Genomic DNA, 17395 nt, shown 5'->3' with positions numbered 1-17395 from the left:
CGTTCGCCCTGAGCTTGTCGAAGGGCCAGCCTGAGCGAAGACGAAGGCGCTTCACTGCGTTCAGCAGAACCCTTCGACAAGCTCAGGGCGAACGGGAGGGAGAGGTTGCGCACCTATCCTAAGCCGCCATCTGCAACGTCGTGGAGCGGCAGAGCAATATCCGGCCTGCGTCGATCTTCACCGGGATCGTCGGTGTGCAGCCCTTGTCCTCGCCCTGCGCCTCACCCGTCGCGAGGCTGATCACCCAGTTATGCAGCGGGCAGGCAACGCTGTCGCCATGGACGATGCCCTGGCTCAATGGGCCTTTCTTGTGCGGGCAGCGGTTGACGAGTGCGTAGATGTGATCGCCGCTGGTGCGAAATATCGCGATCTCGTCCGCGCCTTCGACGGCAACGGTGCGGGCGCCGCGCGGCGGTATATCCGCGACCGCGCCGACATCGAGCCATTGGGGCGTATCGAACATCATGCGAAAGCTCCTGCAAGTGGGCGGACTGCGGCAAGGGGACGATGCAGATTGCGGTCCACACCGGCTGCGCGATCGGCCCATGGATCATCCTGCGAAAAGCTCTGCGCGATCCAGAAGCGGGCCGCAAGAGCGTCGCGCATGTCCACATCGTCGACGATGCGCGCGGTAACATAGGCGAGGCCGACGCGCTCGATCCATGGCGCGGTGCGCTCCAGATAGCGGGCTTCCTCACGGTATAGCTGCACATAGGCGGCGGCCATGTGGATGGCCTCCTTCTCGGTCGCGACCTTGCACAGCAGGTCCGTGCCGCGCAAATGAATGCCGCCATTGCCACCGACATGCAACTCATAACCGGAGTCGACGCAGATCACGCCGAAGTCCTTGATCGTCGCTTCGGCGCAATTACGCGGGCAGCCGGAGACCGCCATCTTGAACTTGTGCGGCATCCAGCTGCCCCAGAATTTGCGCTCCAGCTTGACGCCGAGGCCGGTTGAATCCTGCGTGCCGAAGCGGCACCAGTCGGACCCGACGCAGGTCTTCACCGTCCGTAACGCCTTGCCGTAAGCGTGACCCGAGACCATGCCCGCCGCATTCAGATCGGCCCAGACGGCGGGCAGATCCTCCTTCTTGATGCCGAAGATGTCGAGGCGCTGGCCGCCCGTCACCTTCACCATCGGCGCGTCGTATTTCTCGACGACGTCGGCAATGGCGCGCAGTTCGGTGGGGTTGGTAAGCCCGCCCCACATGCGCGGGACTACGGAATAGGTACCGTCCTTCTGAATGTTGGCGTGCATGCGCTCATTGACGAAGCGGCTCTGCTGGTCGTCGACATATTCGCCCGGCCAAGCGCAGAGCAGGTAGTAATTGAGCGCGGGGCGGCAGGAGGAGCAGCCGTCCGGCGTCGACCAGTGCAGTTCCTGCATGACTTCCGGGATAGCCTTGAGGCTCTTTTCCAGGATCAGCGCGCGCACATCGTCATGGCCAAAGCTGGTGCACTTGCACATCGTCTTGACCGCGCGGTCGCCGGAGAATTCATCGCCCAGAGTGAGGGCGAGCAGGCTTTCCACGATATTGGTGCAGGAACCGCAGCTTGCCGACGCCTTGCAGGTGGCGCGCACTGAGTCGAGCGTCTGCGATCCTGCGGCGATGCAGGCGACGACCTTGCCTTTGCTGACGCCGTTGCAGCCGCAAATCTCGGCATCGTCCGAGAGTGCTGCAACGGCGGCGTTAGGGTCCGATTGTCCCCCTCCAGAGGCGAAGGCTTGGCCGAAGATCAGCGCGTCGCGAATGGGGGCGATATCCTCGCCCTTTTTAAGCAAGTCGAAATACCAGCCGCCGTCGCCGGTGTCGCCGTAGAGCACAGCGCCCACCACCCGGTCGCCCTTCACGATCACGCGCTTGTAGACGCCGCGTGAGGCATCGCGCATCACGATGTCCTCCGCGCCATCACCGCCGGAGAAATCGCCCGCGGAGAATACGTCGAGCCCCGCAACCTTCAGCTTGGTGGACGTGACCGAGCCGCGATAACCGCTATGGCTCCCGGTAAGACCATCGGCGAGCGCGCGGCACATGTCCCAGATGGGCGCGACCAGTCCGTAGACCAGGCCGTCATGTTCCACGCACTCGCCGACTCCGAGGACGTCGGGATCGGAGGTGACCATGTGATCGTCCACATGGATGCCGCGTCCCACGGCCAGACCTGCCTCCCGGCCAAGTCCGACATTGGGGCGAATCCCCACTGCCATCACTACCAGGCTGGCGGGGATTGTTCTCCCGTCCTTGAGCCTGACTCCTTCGACTTTCCCCTCTCCAAAGATTTCCGCGGTGTCGGCGCCGGTCAGGACCGTCTGGCCCCGCGCCTCCAGAGCGGACTTGAGGAGCCAGGCCGCGGACTCGTCCAACTGGCGCTCCATCAATGTCGGCATGATGTGAAGGACGGTGACCTTCATGCCCCGGAGAGTAAGCCCATGGGCCGCCTCCAAACCAAGAAGGCCACCGCCGATCACGACGGCATCCCCCCCAGGGAGGCCGCGTGAACCATGGCATCCACGTCCGCCATGTCGCGGAACGACACGACGCCGGGCAAGTCCTTGCCGGGTACCGGGATGATGAACGGATCGGACCCGGTGGCGAGGATCAGCTTGTCATAGGCAACGATCTTGCCGGACTTCGCCGTGACGGTCTTGGCCGCGCGGTCGATGGCGTTAACGGGATCGCTGACGATCAGTTCTATGCCATGATCGGCATACCAACTGCGGTCGTTGATCACGATCTCCTCGAAGCTCTTTTCGCCTGCGAGCACCGGGGAGAGCATGATCCGGTTGTAGTTCACATGCGGTTCCGCGCCGAAGATCGTCACCTTGTAGCGATGCGGATCGCGGGCAATGACTTCCTCGATGGCGCGACACCCGGCCATGCCGTTACCGATGACGACGAGATGTTCGCGGGTGGGGATGCTGGGGGACATCATGGCCTCCTTTTAAAGCGTGTAGTCGAGTTGGAGCCAAAGCTTGCGCGTGTCGGTCGCGAAGCGTTTGGCATTATAATCGGCATATTTGACGAGCAGCGCGGTGTGCTTGGTGGCTTTCCAGCCGACCTGCGCATTCCATTCATTGCCATAGTTCTGTGAAAGCCGGTCGCTTTCGAAATGGTGCCAGGCGATCAGCGCGGATACCGGGCCGGTATAGCCAACGCTGGCATAGGCATCGCGCAGGCCATTGGCCGGCGTGACGAGGAACTTGTCGGCCCAGCCATTGAATTTGTGCAGCGTCGCGAGTGGTGTCTGGATGTTTGCGCCCAGCACTTCATAGCCGCCTGTGACGGTGAAGTGCTTCACGCCCAGTGCTGCCTCGCCGAGCCAATAATTTGCAGCGTAATTGCCGGGGTTAGAGGCGTAGTCGGATTGGCGGGCATAGCTGCCGAGCAGGCCCAGCTTCATGTCCTTGGCGAGCGGGAAGGACGCTGCGGCGCGCAGGCCGTAGGTTTGGCTGGAAAACTGACGGCGGCCTGCTTCGTCCTGATCGATCAGATAGGCGAAGCCCTTAACCGCGACAGGGCCAGCCTTGGTGCCAAGTTGCGCGAAGACATTGTCGCCGCTGATTGCCTGAAGCCGGCTGTCAATGCCGTAGATGGTGCGGTCGGACCAGCTATAGGTGACATCCGCAACCAAAGGGCCGAGTGCGGCGGTTTCGACGCGAACGGCATCGAAGGTCTGCTCGTTCTGCCGCCAGCCCACCGAACCAACGAAACGCTGATCGTCCAGATTGATGCGCTGGCGACCCACCGTGACGGTGGTTTTCGCGATCCCCTTATATTGAAGCTGAATGCGGTTCAGTTCGATATTCTGCGGGTCGGCGACCGTGGGAAAGCGGGTCTTGCCATTGGTCGTGCTGTTATAGCGGTTGACGACGCCGAGCGTGCCCTCCGCTTCCACCAGCGCGCTCCATGGCCCGGTGGTGGCGGTGACGCCGCTACGCAGGCGCAGGGTGACGGCGTCGGCGTCGCGGGCGATCCCGTCCTGATCGACGCCTTCGTAGCGCAGGCGGGCATCGACGATGGGCTTGAGCGTAATCGTCTGGGCGGCGGCGGGAGTAGCGGCAAGCGCCACCCCCAGGAGAAGCGCGCGCTTCATATCCGTGCGCCCGCCAGAGCGGTCGGCCATGTCGCGCGCCAGCGACCCTTGACGCCTGCCAGGCTGGCGAAGGCGATCAAGGCGAGGGCGGCGAAGATCAGGAAGCCCATTTGCGGGCTGCCGGTCAGTTGCTTGGCGATGCCGAGCGAGGAGGCGAGATAAAAGCCGCCGACGCCCCCGGCAAACCCGACAAGGCCGGTCATGACGCCGATCTCTTCCTTGAAGCGCTGCGGCACCAGTTGGAACACCGCGCCATTGCCTGCACCCAGCGCCAGCATGGCGATGACGAAGAGGCCAAGGGCCATCGCGACGGTCGACGGCCCGGTGCTGATCGCCACCAGAGCGGCGGCGGCCACGAGGTAGACGGCCATCAGCGTCTTGGTGCCACCGATCCTGTCGGACAATGCGCCACCCATGGGACGGACGAGCGACCCGGCGAACACGCAGGCGGCGGTGCAGTATCCGGCCATGACCGGCGTCAGGCCGAACTGGTCGGTGAAGTAGATGGACAAAGAGGCTGCGAGACCGACGAAGCCGCCGAAAGTGACGCTGTAGAACAGCATGAACCACCAGGCGTCGGCCTTCTTGAGCGGCTCAAGATAAGCGAGCGCGGACTTGGGCGCTGGCGGGTTCGGCGCATCCTTGGCAAGCGCCATGTAGATGACGAACACGATGGCGAGCGGGATGACGGCAAGGCCGAGCACTGCGTTCCAGCCGAATGCCTTGGCCAGCAACGGGGCGAACAGTGATGCGAGCACCGTTCCCGAATTGCCCATGCCCGCGATGCCCATGGCCGTACCCTGATGTTCTGGGCCATACCAGCGGCTGGCGAGTGGCAGCGCGACAGCGAAACTGGCGCCTGCGAAGCCGAGAATGACGCCCAGAGCGATCGTCCCGCCGAAGCTGTGCACGCCCATGATGTACGCCGAGAGCAGACCCACCATGACAATGATCTGGCCAATGGCGCCGGTGCGCTTGGGACCGATGCGATCCACCAGCAGACCGTTGACGAGGCGGAGAACAGCGCCCGCCAAGGTCGGCACGGCGACCATGAAGCCCTTCTGCGCGGCGTTGAGGCCGAGGTCCGCTGAAATCATCGGCGCGAGTGGCCCGAGCAAGACCCAGACCATGAACGCTAAGTCGAAATACAGAAAGGCGGCAAACAGTGTCGGTCGATGACCGGCATTCCAGAAACCCTTGTTCATGATAACCCCCGATGGATTGAAGCGGGAAGGCGCGAGGCGGCGACTGCATACGCTTCTGGGCGCAGGGGGAGCAGACAGTGCGAGCGGCTTCGAATGGTGTAGTGCGGCACTGGGCGGGTATGGCGAGACAGGAGAACGGGAAGCCGCATTGCGCTTCGTTCCTGGCTCATGTGATCGTAATGATCCCGCATCGGTCGTCCTTTTCGAACACGAAAAAGCCGCCTCGAAAGCCAGTCGAGTGACTGGTTCGGGCGGCGTCGTTGCCTCGGGCTTTGGCACTCAATCGAGTGCCGTGGCGACAGTCCTGACCGCCATTGGCCCGGACCGCTTATGTCAGCCCGACTTCATCGCCTGGCTGTCATCAGAGTGTCATTGATTCGATATTTCGACAAGACGCAAAGTGTTGCGTTGCAACATTTGCAACTGCCTGACCGCCGCGCCTTCTTAGCTTCTGCTTTCCGCTAGATATTCCAATGCCTTCTCCGGATCAAACAGTCGTCCATCGAAGAAGCGGTCCGGCCCCATGATGAGCCGACCGCTCGCCGTGCCTACGCCGAGAGGCGCGGCGATTGCGCCTTCCACCTTGGCACTGGCATTGGGGAGAATCGCGCCGGTGCCGGCAAGGGCGGCGCGATAGATGTCCGGGCGGAAGACTGAGGCGGCTTTCTCGAAGCCTTCCGCATCGAGCGGCGCATGTCGCCACCGCGCCATTTGCGAATAGAGCCACATGGCCTGACTGCGCCACGGGAAGTTCGCCGCTTCCCGGTGCAGCACCAGAAAGTCGGGAACGGGTGGCGCATCGGCGCGCACCGATATGCGGCTCGACAGCGCCCGGGCTATCAGCGCTGGCGACTGCCCGACATATTCGGGGCGGGCGAGCATGGCCGCGATGTCTTCGCGGTGGGCCGGGTCTTCAGCCACCGCGCCTGCCGCGTGGAGTGCGCGGACGAGCGCCGTGATCTCGTCGCGGCGGTCGTCCAAGGTGGTGAGGCGGCAGGCCAGCAGCTTTTCGACGCCGCGATTCCATATCTGACTGGTTGCGGCAATCGTGACGGCGTCGCCCCGCTCGGCCGCGACACTGTTCCACGGTTCGCCGACGCAGGAACCGTCAATCTCGCCCAGCGCGAAGGCTTCGGCGATGAACGGCGGCGGCACAGTGACGATCACCACATCGCGGTCCGGGTCGCAGCCGGAAGCCGCGAGCCAGTAGCGCAGCATGTAGTTGTGGCTGGAGTAGCGATGCACGACCGCAATCCGGAGCGGGCGTCCCGCATCGGCTTCCGACTTGGCAAGCGCGGCGAGGCGGCGTCCTGTCTCCGCGATATCTTCGCTCAAGTCGATCATGCCTGCCACGCGCGCGGACACATTGACCGTGTTGCCATTAAGCCCGAGCATAAACGGCGCGGCGAGCGGCACGGCCGGACGGTCCAGCCCCAGCGACGTTGCCAGGGCCAGTGGCGCGAGGAGATGCGCCGCATCGGTCTGGCCATAGATCAGCCGGTCGCGCACCGTCGCCCAACTGGTGTCGCGGTGCAGCTCCAGCCGCAGCCCTTCCTTTTCCGCCAGCCCATATTCATGCGCCACGATCGGCAGCACGGCGTCGACCAGCGGCAGGAAACCGATCCGCAACAGGCTCATTCGTCGCCTCCCAATAATGTGAGCGCCGTCACCAGCGCGTCGGCGACTTCCCCAATCCGGCGGCCACTATCCATCGCCTGCTTGCGGAGCAGCGCGTAAGCGGCGGGTTCGTCGATCCCGCGCTTCTTCATCAGCAGCGCCTTGGCGCGATCGACCACTTTGCGCTCCGCCAGCGCGGATTTGGCTTCGTGCAATTCGCTTTGCAGGCGCGTGAAGGCATGGAAGCGGCGGACGGCGAGTTCGAGGATCGGCTTGATCCGCTCCTTGCGCATGCCATCCACCACATAGGCGGAGATACCCGCATCGACCGCGTCGGAGATGGACCGCTCGTCGGACTGGTCGACGAACATCGCGATGGGGCGCGCCAAGGCGCGAGACAGTGCGAAGCTTTCTTCCAGCACGTCACGACCTGGGTTTTCCAGGTTGATTAGTACGACATCGGGTGCAAGCTCATGCAGGCGGCCGACCAGCGCCTTGCGCTCAAGCAGCACATGAATGTCGCTATAGCCCGCGTCCCGCAGCCCTTCCTCGATCACCGCCGCACGGGCCGGGCTTTCATCGACGACTGCAATCTTCAGGATAGCCTCCGCCACGTGCCAGGGTCTCGCGGCTTGTAGAGGACATTCGGCAAAACGCCATAACTTCTAGGAAGGCGCTGTCCATCCGCCGCCCATCGCCTGATACAGCGCGACCAGTGCGTTCAGTTGATCCGCCTCAAGCTGGACGAGGCTGAGGTCGACGGTCAGCAGCGCGCGTTGCGCGTCGAGTTGTTCGAGGTAGGAGGAATAGCCCGCCTGATAGCGGTTCGTGGCGTGGCGCAATGCCTCGGCGACGGCCCGGCGCTGCGCCTCCAGCGTTACCCGCTGCTCGCCAAGTCGTTGCACGGCAGCAAGGTTGTCCTCCACTTCGCGGAAGGCGGTCAGCGCGGTCCGCTGATAGGCGAATGCGCTTTGGTCCCGGCGGGCGGCGGCAGTCTCGACTTGCGCCTGGATGCGCCCGCCGTTGAAGATCGGCGCGAGGATGCTGGCGCCCAGCGTCCAGATCGTGATCGGATCGCCCAGCGCATCAGACAGCACTGCGCCCGCCGATCCGGTCAGGCGAAGCTGCGGCAGGAATTGCGCCCTCGCGCTCGCCAGACTGGCATCGGCAGCGGCAAGCGTGAATTCCGCCTGCGCGATGTCGGGCCGCCGCCGGAGGAGGTCGGAGGGCAGGCCATCCGGCACAGGCGGCGGTCGTATCGCCGCCAGCGCCAGTCCGCGCGCGATGGCTTGCGGGGGCACCCCGATCAACTGGCTCAACGCATTTTCCTGTCGGCGCAGGCTCAATTCGACTTGCGGCACGATCTGCGCTGTGGCCTGATATTCCGCTTCCGCCTGACGCAGTTCCAGTTCTGAGGTGTAGCCCACGCGTGCGCGGTCGCGGGCGAGCCGCAGCGCCTCCGCGCGCGACACCAGTGTCGCCTGCACTACCCCGAGCCGCGCATCGAGCGCGCGTAGGGTGATATAACCGCTGGCTGTTGTCGCGGCGACCGAAAGCGTCGTCACCTCGCGTGCGGCATCGGCGGCGAAGGTGGAGAGGCGCGCGGCCCGGACCTGATTGGAAATGCGCCCGAATGCGTCCACTTCATAGGCAGCTTCGAACGCTGGCTGTGCGCCGAGTGACTCGCTCCCCTGCCCCAAGGCATTGACCGAGCGGCTGTAAGTGCCGCCTGCGCTCAGGTCGAGGCTGGGAAAGAGTTGCGAGCGCGACAGGCGCTCCTGCGCGCGGGCTTCGGCCACTCGGGCGGCGGCTATGGCGATGTCGGGATTATGGGCAAGCGCAGCCTCGACAAGCTGCGTCAGCGCCGGATCGCCGAAGCGGCTCCACCACTGCTTTTCGATGGCGGCGGTCGGCCCGACACTGGTGCGCCATCCGCCGGGCACCTGCACGGCGGCGTCGCGGGGCGGTGGCGTGGTCCCCGCGCACGAGGCGAGCGCCAGCGCACACACGCCCGTCAACAGCCGCTTCAACGCTGCTCTCTGTGCGCATCGCCCTCGGTGCGGACGCGCGCTTCGACGGACATGCCCGGTCGTAGCCGCGCGGCGAGGCGCTGGTTCGGATCGATCGCTATCCGGACGGCGATGCGTTGCGCCACCTTCACGAAGTTGCCGGTGGCGTTGTCCGGGCGGATCACGGAAAATTCGCTCCCGGCGGCGGGCGAAAGCCGCTCGACATGGCCGTTCAGTTCTGCGCCGCCCAATGCGTCGACTGCCACCACCGCGCGCTGGCCCGGCACGATGTTGGCGGTCTGCGCCTCCTTGAAGTTAGCGACGACCCATGTCTTCGCGGGCACGAGGAACAGCAACTGTGACCCGGCGGTGACATATTGCCCGAGCCGCACGCCGACTTCGCTCACCTGTCCCGCCTGCGGTGCGCGGATTAAGGTATTGGCAAGGTCGATCTCCACCAGCCGCAGGGCCGCGCGCGCATTCTCGACTGCCGCCTCCAGCCCGCCCCGTCCGACCGTCACGGTGCGCACCTGCTCCTGCGCGACGGAGCGCTGCGCCTGTGCCTGCCGGACCGCCGCTTCGCCTTGCCGCAGCGCTGCGAGCGTCTGATCGCGTTCCCGCAGCGAAACAGATCCTTCCGCGACCAGATCCTCGACGCGCCGCATGTCTGCCTGCGCCCGCTGGAGCTGCGCCTGTGCGCTGGCGACGGACGCCTCCTGCCCGGCGACCGACGCCTGGCTCGACCGCGCGCTCTGCTGCGAGTTGTTGAGGTTCGCGATCTGCGCCGACAGGTTGGCACGCGCCTGTTCCACGCGCTGCCGATAGATGCGGTCATCGATGCGGACGAGCGGCTGTCCCTTTTTCACCTCGTTGAAGTCCTGAACCAGCACCTCCACCACATAGCCGCTGACCTGCGGCGCGATCACCGTGGTCTGGCCGCGCACATAGGCGTTGTCGGTGGTCTGCACCTTGCCCGCGAACGGCCCGAGACCCCAGGCGTAGAGCACCAGCAGCGCGCCCGCGAACAGGAACGCGACGAACAACAGCGTCATGCGCAAGCCGCTACGGGGTGGCCGCCACCCCCTCGCCTGCTGTTCTCCGGCGGTTTCTACAGGGTCATGCATGCGCGGCGCATCTGGTTCCGGCGAAGGCTGTTCCGTTGAGGGGCTGGATGGGGATGTCGTGCTATCGGTCATTACCTGTTTGCCAGCATCCTTTGAAGCGCCTCAAGTTCCGGCCCCAGCGGATTAACGCCCTTGATGCGGAAATACAGCCATCTTCCGCCAAGCCACAGGAACGTCATCCCCGCGAGTATGGCGATCAACAGAAAAACGTCATTAAACGCAAGGATATTGGCCTCCCGGGTCACCTGCTGTGCCAGCAGGCTGCCGCCCTCCGCCTGAAGCAGCGCCGGGTCGCCCAGCACGCGGCCATAGGCGCCACTCAATTGCTGCGTCCTCAGCACGATCTGCGGGTCGGTCATCACCAGCGACTGCACCAATTCATGACTGTGAAACTTCTCCCTGATGATCTGGAAAGAACCCAGAAGGGCGGACCCGGCAAGCCCGCCCAAGGTCTGGGACAGCGAAAATACCGCGGAATAGCTCACCATATGGCTGGGACCGCGAGCGAGTGCGCGCAGAATACCGCCCATCATCGTTGGCCCTAGAAAATAAATCGCCGCAAAGGCTATCATGGATTGCGTCAGGTACAGATTGGCGGGCCGCGTGAGGTTGGTCGTGTCGGTATCCATCAGGGCGGCGATGCAGATCAGCGCGGCGGAAATCACGATCTGCCGCAGCAGATCGAGCGGGTTCAGCGTCCAGACGCCGACGATCAATCCCGCCAGCGTCGCAGCGGTGACGACGCCATAGAAGCTGACAAGCTGATCCGGCCCCATGCCCACGGCGGTCAGCAAGCCGATCGACCCGTAATTCTGTTCGCCCAGCAGGATGCGCATGGACGCTGCGATCATCGCGAAGCGGAGTACGTCCCGGCTCGCGATCCAGCGCGTGTTGAGCATCGGATTGGCGCGATTATGCTCGATCAGCATCGCCAAGCCGATCAGGATGATCGCGCCCGCCGTCGCCCAGCCCAGCCACGGCGTCGACCACCAGACGATCCGCCCCTGAACCAGTACCGCCGCCAGCATCATGACGCCGGGAGCGAACAGGGCGAAGGTCAGGAAGTCAAGCTTCTCGAACACCTGTATCCGCTCGCTTGGCGGCAAGCGCAGAATGGCGACGCAGCCCAGGCACAGGAGGCTGAGGCCGAACTCGAAGATGTAGAGGTTCTGCACTTCTCCATCGACCAGCAGCAAAGGGGATATTGCGCGCGCCAGCGGCAAGGCGACCTGCGTCAAGCCGAGGCCGATGACCATGCCGCTCATGCGCGCCTTGGGCGGCATCGCCTGCATGATGTAGAAGAAGCCAAGCGGCGTGAAACCGCTGGCGACGACGCCGCTGGCGGCCCGTGCGGCGATCTCCAGCCCGTAGCTTTCGACTATCACCAGCAGCCCGTTCACGATGACGAACCCCAGCAAGAATATGCGCGTGATGCGTTGCAGCCCAAATTGCTGTCGGCACCGGATCAGCACGAAACTGGTGCACACATTGGTCATGGAGTAGGCGGCGGTCAGCCATCCCCCCTCGTCCGGGGTCAAGCCGAGCGATCCCTGTATTTGCGGAAGATTGGCGATCAGCAACCCGTTGCTGAGGCCGCTGGTCAGCGAGATTAATACGCCGATCAATGCATAGGCGATGCGTCTTGGGAAAGGGTGATCGGGAGTTGCGGGGGAGCCCGGCATGAGGGGACGCTCATGCGGCTTGAAGATGTATTCGTCGGCGCTTGCTGCCACGATGCGCGTTCCCTAGCGTTCGCCCGAAACCTAGCCGGATCAAGATGTTGGTCGTCCAAGGCTTGCAACGCCGAGCAGCCCTGTCAACTGGATAGGTGATGATCGATCCGGGAATGACGTGCGCACGCTCTTGCTCCCGTCCGCCTACACCCGTATCGATGCGGAGAATATTGAGGGCAACCCGATCCCGAGAGGAGCATGACGACATGACCACCGGATCGTCCATAGATCACCTGAATAGCGCCATACCAGCACTGCATGGCTATTATAGATCGTCGGCTTCCTATCGCCTCCGCATTGCGCTCAACCTCAAGGGCATCGCGTATCGTGACGTGCCGCACCATCTGCGTCTGGATGAGCAACGGGCGCCTCAATATCTGGCGCTCAACCCGCAAGGCATGGTCCCGGCGCTGGAGATCGGTGGCCGGGTGCTGACGCAATCGCTCGCCATCTGCGAATATCTTGAAGAGACCATTCCCGAATCCCCACTGCTGCCTGAAGCTCCCACGGATCGTGCGAAGGTGCGCGCGATGGCGCAGATCATCGCCTGCGATATCCATCCGATCGACAATCTTCGGGTGTTGCAATATTTGCGCAAAACATTGGGGCAGGACCAGGCGGCCGTCACCGCCTGGTACAACCACTGGATCGCGGAGGGCTTCACGGCACTGGAAGCAGAGCTTCGGCAGACCGCATCACGCGGGCCATTCTGCTATGGAAATGCGCCCGGACTGATCGATCTGTGCCTGGTGCCCCAGGTCTACAACGCTGGGAATTTCGCTCTGGACCTAACACCATTCGGACGCATCCGCGAAGTCAATGCTGCCTGCGTGGCTCTGCCAGCGTTCGAGCGTGCGCATCCGGCGAACCAACCAGACGCCGAGTAGCCAATTAAGCGAAGCTTTGCTGACGCCAAAAGATTGTGAAAAATCCCAACGTGTAGTGTTCTACCCGCGACGAAATGGCAAAGCTAATTCGAAAACGGCTGATTTCCGGTCAAATCGAAAATTGGCACGCCCCCTGCAATATAGTTCGGCATCGGCTGGATCAGCCAGCGAACCAGTTCAGGGAGTATTTATTATGACTTACATCAAGATGCAGAACGCTGCTCTTTCGCTCTTTGCCGCTTTCGTAGCGACCGCCCTTTTCGTCGGCGCTGCCGCCGGTCCGGCCGTCTCCTTCGCTTGACCTGCCGGCTCCGCCCCCCGTCGTACCACCCAATCGAACAAGGATAACTTTTTATGGACCGCAGCTTTTCACTCGACCGCAACAAAGGCAAGATCATGGGCGTATGTGCCGGACTTGCCACGCGGACCGGCGTAGATGTCGTCGTCATTCGCCTCGCGCTGGTGTTGCTGACGTTATTCGCCCTCGGCCCGATCGGAGTAGTGGCGTATCTACTGGTCGGCTGGCTCGCCAACTGACCGATACCTCGGAGGGGGGTACTTTCCCCATCGTCACATCCTATTCTACGCTGGCCAGGAAGTAGAACAGTGGCGTAGAGCATCGCCATGTTAAGCGATCCTCACTTCCTCCTTGCGGCAGCCATCGCAGTGATCGTGATCGGGTTGGCAAAGGGCGGGTTCGCTGGCATCGGCATGCTGGCCACTCCCATTCTCGCGCTGGCAACAAGCCCGGTTCAAGCCGCCGCAATTCTACTGCCGACACTGATTGCGAGCGATGCCGTTGGCGTCTGGTCCTTCCGGCATGATTGGAACCGTCGGATCATCATGATTATGTTGCCGGGCGCCTTGGTGGGTATCGCGTTGGGCTGGTTTGTGGCGGCAGCGTTGCCGGTCGCCGGGATCATGGCTGCACTTGGCTTGGTTTCTGTCGCGTTCGGCCTTTGGCGGCTGTGGGTGGAGCGCGGCGGCAATGTTCCCGTCCCGCGTACATCCTCCCCCATTATCGGCGCATTGTTCGGATTGGCGGCTGGCTTCACAAGCCAGGTGGCCCATGCAGGCGCGCCTCCGTTTCAGATCTGGGTCACACCGCAGCGGCTCCCCCATACGGAATATGTCGGGACGTTCTCAATATTATTCGCAATCATCAACTGGGCGAAAGTGCCTGCCTATATGGCGCTCGGCGGCCTTACTCGCGCGAACCTCACTATATCGGCCGCATTGATACCGCTTGCCCTTTTGTCGACGCTGATGGGTGTATGGCTCGTGAAGCGCTTCCACAGCGCGCAATTCTACACGCTGGCATATATACTGATGGTGGGACTTGGGCTGAAGCTGATCGCCGGGTCGTTTTAGGTCGGCGGTGACTACAGCGCAGGTTAGGGCGTGACCGCATTTCCGGCGCGTCCAAGTGCTCCTCCAATCACCAGCGCCGGGTGATGGCGACCTCCAAACCCCTGGGTCGTAGAGGGGTGAGCTGATTCTGCGTTCGTATCGAGAACGGGTTACCGAATGAAAAACTGTCCCCTCGAATATCAAGAGCATTGTCGAGCCTAACGGCCACCGTCCAGGGCCCCTTGTCCAGATAAAGGTCGCTCGACAAGACGGCATAGTTCCCCATCGGCCGGTTAAGCGCGTCGTCAAAGCTTAGGCTGGCGCTGCCCACGTAGTTTGCCCGTGCGGCAATTCGGCCACGCCATCCCTTGATGGCAAGCGCCTTCGAAGCTGTAAGCCGGAAGCTGAGATCAGGGACAACCGGAAGAGCTACACCCTTCAAATGAGAGCCGTCATCTGCTCGAACAAGGCGGGCCCGTTGCACGGAGGTGCCCGCGGCAATGTCAATACCTGCGCCCAGCTTCCAATCCAAGTCTGCTTCCAGGCCATAGATTGCGCCCCGCCCCGCGTTGCGCGTGGATACCAAGCCGTTGGGCAGCAGGTAATCCGATTGCACCCTGTCCCAGCGCGTATGGTAGATGCTGCCCGACAGGGACAAGCGACCGTCGGACCCCGACCGCCTGAAGCCCAGGTCCAATGTGTTGACCTTGTCAGCCGCATATTGCCCGGATACTTCGGCGTCGGATGCGGCCAACCCGCCTGGCCTCTTAGCGCGGGCATAGCGCAGGTAGATAATACCCGCCTCATCAAGCGGCAGTGACAGTGAAGCACTGGGGGAAACCAGCATCCGTTTGGCTCGGGCTTCCAACTCGGTAGTCAGGTCTCGCGAAACGGTACGGATCAGGCGTGCGCCCAGTGTCGCGCGTAAGCGTCCGGCAAGCTGGCGTGAAAATTCTCCGAACACCGCCAATTCCGTGGTCCGGCGATCCAGCGTTTCCACTGTTCGGGACACTCCGCTTTCGTCGCTTACGATTGATCGGCCCTTTGAGGTTGCACGCAGCAACGAAGCTCCGATAAGCCAGTCCTGCCCCGTTTCATTCGAAAGCCGAAACTCCTGGTTCAGGACGGCATATGCGCGGCTGTCCTGGAAACGGGCGAAGCCCTCAAGGCCGAAATATGCCGCAGAGTCGCTGGCATCAAGAATATATTCGTAGCCCTGATTGACAATGCTGCTGGCCGACACGAACCGCAAATTACCAAGCGCGCCTTCGACAGTCACATGTCCCATCTTGAAATCGTTGTCGGTGGGTTCTGCAATGCGGCTGTCGCGCGTAAGGTCTTCCCGGCCTGAAATGATATATTGGCTGTCGCGGGCATCGATGTCCTGCCAGCTCATGCCCGCGTCGAGTAACCAATCCTCAGACGGAATCCAGCGTAGCGCCAGCCGAGATCCCGAGATTTTGGTGGAATTACTGTTTTCCCGTCCATCTGCATTGTCGATCCACCCCGGTTCGACCACTCGATAGGCGCTTCCCCGCAGCGCAAGCCGCCCCGGAATAAGGGGCATGTTCATCACACCTTCCAGACTGCCCGTGACGCCGCCATGCTCCACGCCTTCGGCGGACATTCGCAGCCATCCCGAAGCTTCATCGATGACGGGCTTGCGAGTGACGATGTGGTAGATGCCGCCAATAGCTCCCGAGCCGTAGAGCGGACCCTGCGGGCCTTTCAGTACCTCAACCTGGTCCATATCGATCAGTCGCAGATCCGGGTTCGGCGCGTCGAACGTGGCCCGCGCGTCATCGATCTGGACGGCGACGGTCGACTGACTTTGTCCGTTGAACGGGCTGTCCGCGACACCGCGGATAAATTGCCGGTTGCGACCCGGACCCAAGTTTGTCGTCGCCAGACCTTCAATGCTAAAGCCCACGTCGCGGTTGGAGGGCGTCATCGCTCCACTAGAAAATGGCCCGAATTGGACGATGGCAATCGATAGCGGTATATCGGCCAGGTTTTCGCGGCGCTTTTGGGCAGTCACGACGATGTCGACGGGCTGCATGACAGGAGGTTCGACGCGATCGACCATCTCCGGCCGTATTACAGTCGCCGCTTCTGCCCGCTCGATCCTATATACGCTCCCAACCCGCCGCGCACGTAGCCCGGTCCCCGCCAGCAGTCCGCGCAATGCCGCTTCGGCGGTCATCCGGCCCTTTATCCGACGCGTCGTTGCTCGCGGCATTTTTCCCGCTATGCCTACGGAGGATCCAGTCTGTTCCGAGAAGCGGGAGAGAGCCGCATTGAGTGAGCTTGCAGGAATTTCCAGGTCATAGACCGCCTCGCGCGCCTGCGCTGAGCTGGTCTGCACGGCGGCATCAACGAGCGCCAGCGCGAAGGCGCATGCCATCCTTCTCCGGGACGACTTTAACGCCCATGATCGTGGCCAAGTCCGCAACCAGTCTGGACCCGTCGCCGATGACCAGATTTCCCGAAAAATGCGTATCCTCCAAACTCGGATCAAACCGGACGGTTCTGCCGGAATAGCGCGAGACATCGGCAACGACGAGGCCCAACGGCGCATCGCTATACGACAAGCGACCAGACCGCCAGCTTCCCACGTCGGAAATCGCCACAGTCGACAAGGTTAGATCATTCTTCGTGGAGAAAAGCTGATGGCCCGCATCCACCTTCACGTCCTGCGTCAGCCCCCGTGCGGACACTGCCACCGTACCTTCGGATACGCCGATGCGTAAAGCGTTCGCGTTGTAATTGACCGCAAACCGAGTACCGATGTCCGAAATGCGGTAGTCTCCCGCGGTTACCCTAAGCGTGCGGGCAGGATCGTGTTTGACATCGAAATACGCTTCTCCATTCGTCAATTCGATCCGTTCGTCTTTCGATCCATGAACGAGTATGCGCGTGGATGGCGACAGGATAACCTGCACGCCTCCGGCTAACTCGATCACGCGCCTTTCACCACTTGCCGATTGGTAGGAGCGAGAGGGTTCCGTAGGCCACAACGCAGGAATCGCCACGATAAGCGCTAATGCCGCAGCAATGCTGATCCCAACGCCATACGCAATGCGCTTGCTAAAGTGCCGGGTTACATGTTCCGGCCAGGATGCTGACGGGACAGGAGTGACGAGATTATCCAGGGCTTCACGATGATCCTGAACGGCGGCCGCGGTGAGTTCCAGTGCATTGAAGGCTGTACGGTGGCGAGGGTCAGCCTCCAACCAAGCCGTATATCCGTCCCAGTCCGCGTCTTCGCGTTCCAGCGCAACCTGCCAAGCGGCGGCCTCGCCGAGCGCGTCGATGTCGGGCCTCCGATCCTCGGGGCCATCGTCTGCGGATCGTCCCGTCATGACCTTACCTT

Annotated in this window: 14 protein-coding genes and 1 pseudogene; 4 read left to right on the top strand and 11 right to left on the bottom strand. The window is 62.7% G+C overall.

Going from position 1 to position 17395, the window contains the following annotated elements; genetic code table 11:
* Positions 1-118: 118 nt before the first annotated feature.
* The 4 genes and pseudogenes from nirD to C1T17_RS06005 form a co-directional block, all read right to left on the bottom strand.
* The gene (gene nirD / locus C1T17_RS06020) at positions 119-463 is read right to left on the bottom strand and encodes a nitrite reductase small subunit NirD (protein WP_411269231.1); all 345 of its coding nucleotides are present in this window, start codon (positions 461-463) and stop codon (positions 119-121) included.
* Positions 463-2936 (bottom strand): annotated as a pseudogene (nirB, locus tag C1T17_RS06015) (nitrite reductase large subunit NirB). Before nirB ends, nirD begins: the two are co-directional and overlap by 1 nt.
* A 9-nt stretch (positions 2937-2945) precedes the next feature.
* Positions 2946-4127, bottom strand: a complete 1182-nt coding sequence (locus C1T17_RS06010; protein WP_223262827.1) for an alginate export family protein — start codon at positions 4125-4127, stop codon at positions 2946-2948.
* Positions 4094-5302 carry an MFS transporter gene (locus C1T17_RS06005; RefSeq protein ID WP_104952665.1) on the bottom strand — a complete coding sequence of 403 codons (1209 nt, stop codon included), beginning with the start codon at positions 5300-5302 and terminating at the stop codon, positions 4094-4096. The genes C1T17_RS06010 and C1T17_RS06005 overlap by 34 nt, the downstream gene beginning before the upstream one ends.
* On the opposite strand from C1T17_RS06005, the gene C1T17_RS20960 reads away from it, so the two are divergent.
* A complete protein-coding gene (locus tag C1T17_RS20960) occupies positions 5301-5678 on the top strand; it encodes a hypothetical protein (RefSeq protein WP_145958959.1) in 378 nt (125 codons plus the stop codon). The two genes, C1T17_RS06005 and C1T17_RS20960, sit on opposite strands and share 2 nt — an antisense overlap.
* A 68-nt stretch (positions 5679-5746) precedes the next feature.
* Here the strand turns inward: C1T17_RS20960 and C1T17_RS06000 are convergent, their stop codons facing one another.
* From C1T17_RS06000 to C1T17_RS05980, 5 genes are all read right to left on the bottom strand, one after another.
* Positions 5747-6940, bottom strand: a complete 1194-nt coding sequence (locus C1T17_RS06000) for a CmpA/NrtA family ABC transporter substrate-binding protein (protein ID WP_104952664.1) — start codon at positions 6938-6940, stop codon at positions 5747-5749.
* Positions 6937-7518 carry an ANTAR domain-containing response regulator gene (locus C1T17_RS05995; protein ID WP_104955032.1) on the bottom strand — a complete coding sequence of 194 codons (582 nt, stop codon included), beginning with the start codon at positions 7516-7518 and terminating at the stop codon, positions 6937-6939. The genes C1T17_RS06000 and C1T17_RS05995 overlap by 4 nt, the downstream gene beginning before the upstream one ends.
* Positions 7519-7584: 66 nt before the next feature.
* Positions 7585-8949: an efflux transporter outer membrane subunit gene (locus C1T17_RS05990; RefSeq protein ID WP_104952663.1), complete on the bottom strand. Its 1365-nt coding sequence runs from the start codon at positions 8947-8949 to the stop codon at positions 7585-7587.
* Positions 8946-10052 carry an HlyD family secretion protein gene (locus C1T17_RS05985; RefSeq protein ID WP_223262826.1) on the bottom strand — a complete coding sequence of 369 codons (1107 nt, stop codon included), beginning with the start codon at positions 10050-10052 and terminating at the stop codon, positions 8946-8948. Before C1T17_RS05985 ends, C1T17_RS05990 begins: the two co-directional genes overlap by 4 nt.
* A 71-nt stretch (positions 10053-10123) precedes the next feature.
* Positions 10124-11785, bottom strand: a complete 1662-nt coding sequence (locus tag C1T17_RS05980) for an MFS transporter (RefSeq protein ID WP_104952661.1) — start codon at positions 11783-11785, stop codon at positions 10124-10126.
* Between the two features lie 206 nt (positions 11786-11991).
* Between C1T17_RS05980 and maiA the strand changes: the two genes are divergently transcribed.
* The 3 genes from maiA to C1T17_RS05965 all read left to right on the top strand — a co-directional run bounded on the left by maiA (position 11992) and on the right by C1T17_RS05965 (position 14043).
* Entirely contained in the window at positions 11992-12672 is a 681-nt protein-coding gene (maiA, locus tag C1T17_RS05975) for a maleylacetoacetate isomerase (protein ID WP_189338510.1), read from the top strand.
* Between the two features lie 354 nt (positions 12673-13026).
* Entirely contained in the window at positions 13027-13209 is a 183-nt protein-coding gene (locus C1T17_RS05970; protein WP_104952660.1) for a PspC domain-containing protein, read from the top strand.
* 87 nt (positions 13210-13296) lie between these two features.
* Positions 13297-14043 (top strand): sulfite exporter TauE/SafE family protein, encoded by a 747-nt coding sequence (locus tag C1T17_RS05965; RefSeq protein WP_104952659.1) that lies wholly within the window; start codon positions 13297-13299, stop codon positions 14041-14043.
* A gap of 67 nt (positions 14044-14110) precedes the next feature.
* Here the strand turns inward: C1T17_RS05965 and C1T17_RS05960 are convergent, their stop codons facing one another.
* The gene (locus C1T17_RS05960) at positions 14111-16426 is read right to left on the bottom strand and encodes a TonB-dependent receptor domain-containing protein (protein ID WP_189338509.1); all 2316 of its coding nucleotides are present in this window, start codon (positions 16424-16426) and stop codon (positions 14111-14113) included.
* Complete coding sequence (locus C1T17_RS05955; RefSeq protein WP_104952657.1) at positions 16395-17384, bottom strand: FecR family protein; 990 nt, start codon at positions 17382-17384, stop codon at positions 16395-16397. The genes C1T17_RS05960 and C1T17_RS05955 overlap by 32 nt, the downstream gene beginning before the upstream one ends.
* Positions 17385-17395 lie beyond the last annotated feature (11 nt).

Source organism: Sphingobium sp. SCG-1 (assembly GCF_002953135.1).
Taxonomy (GTDB): Bacteria; Pseudomonadota; Alphaproteobacteria; order Sphingomonadales; family Sphingomonadaceae; genus Sphingobium.
Note: the sequence above shows the minus strand (reverse complement) of the source record. Positions and strands in the feature narration are given on the sequence as shown.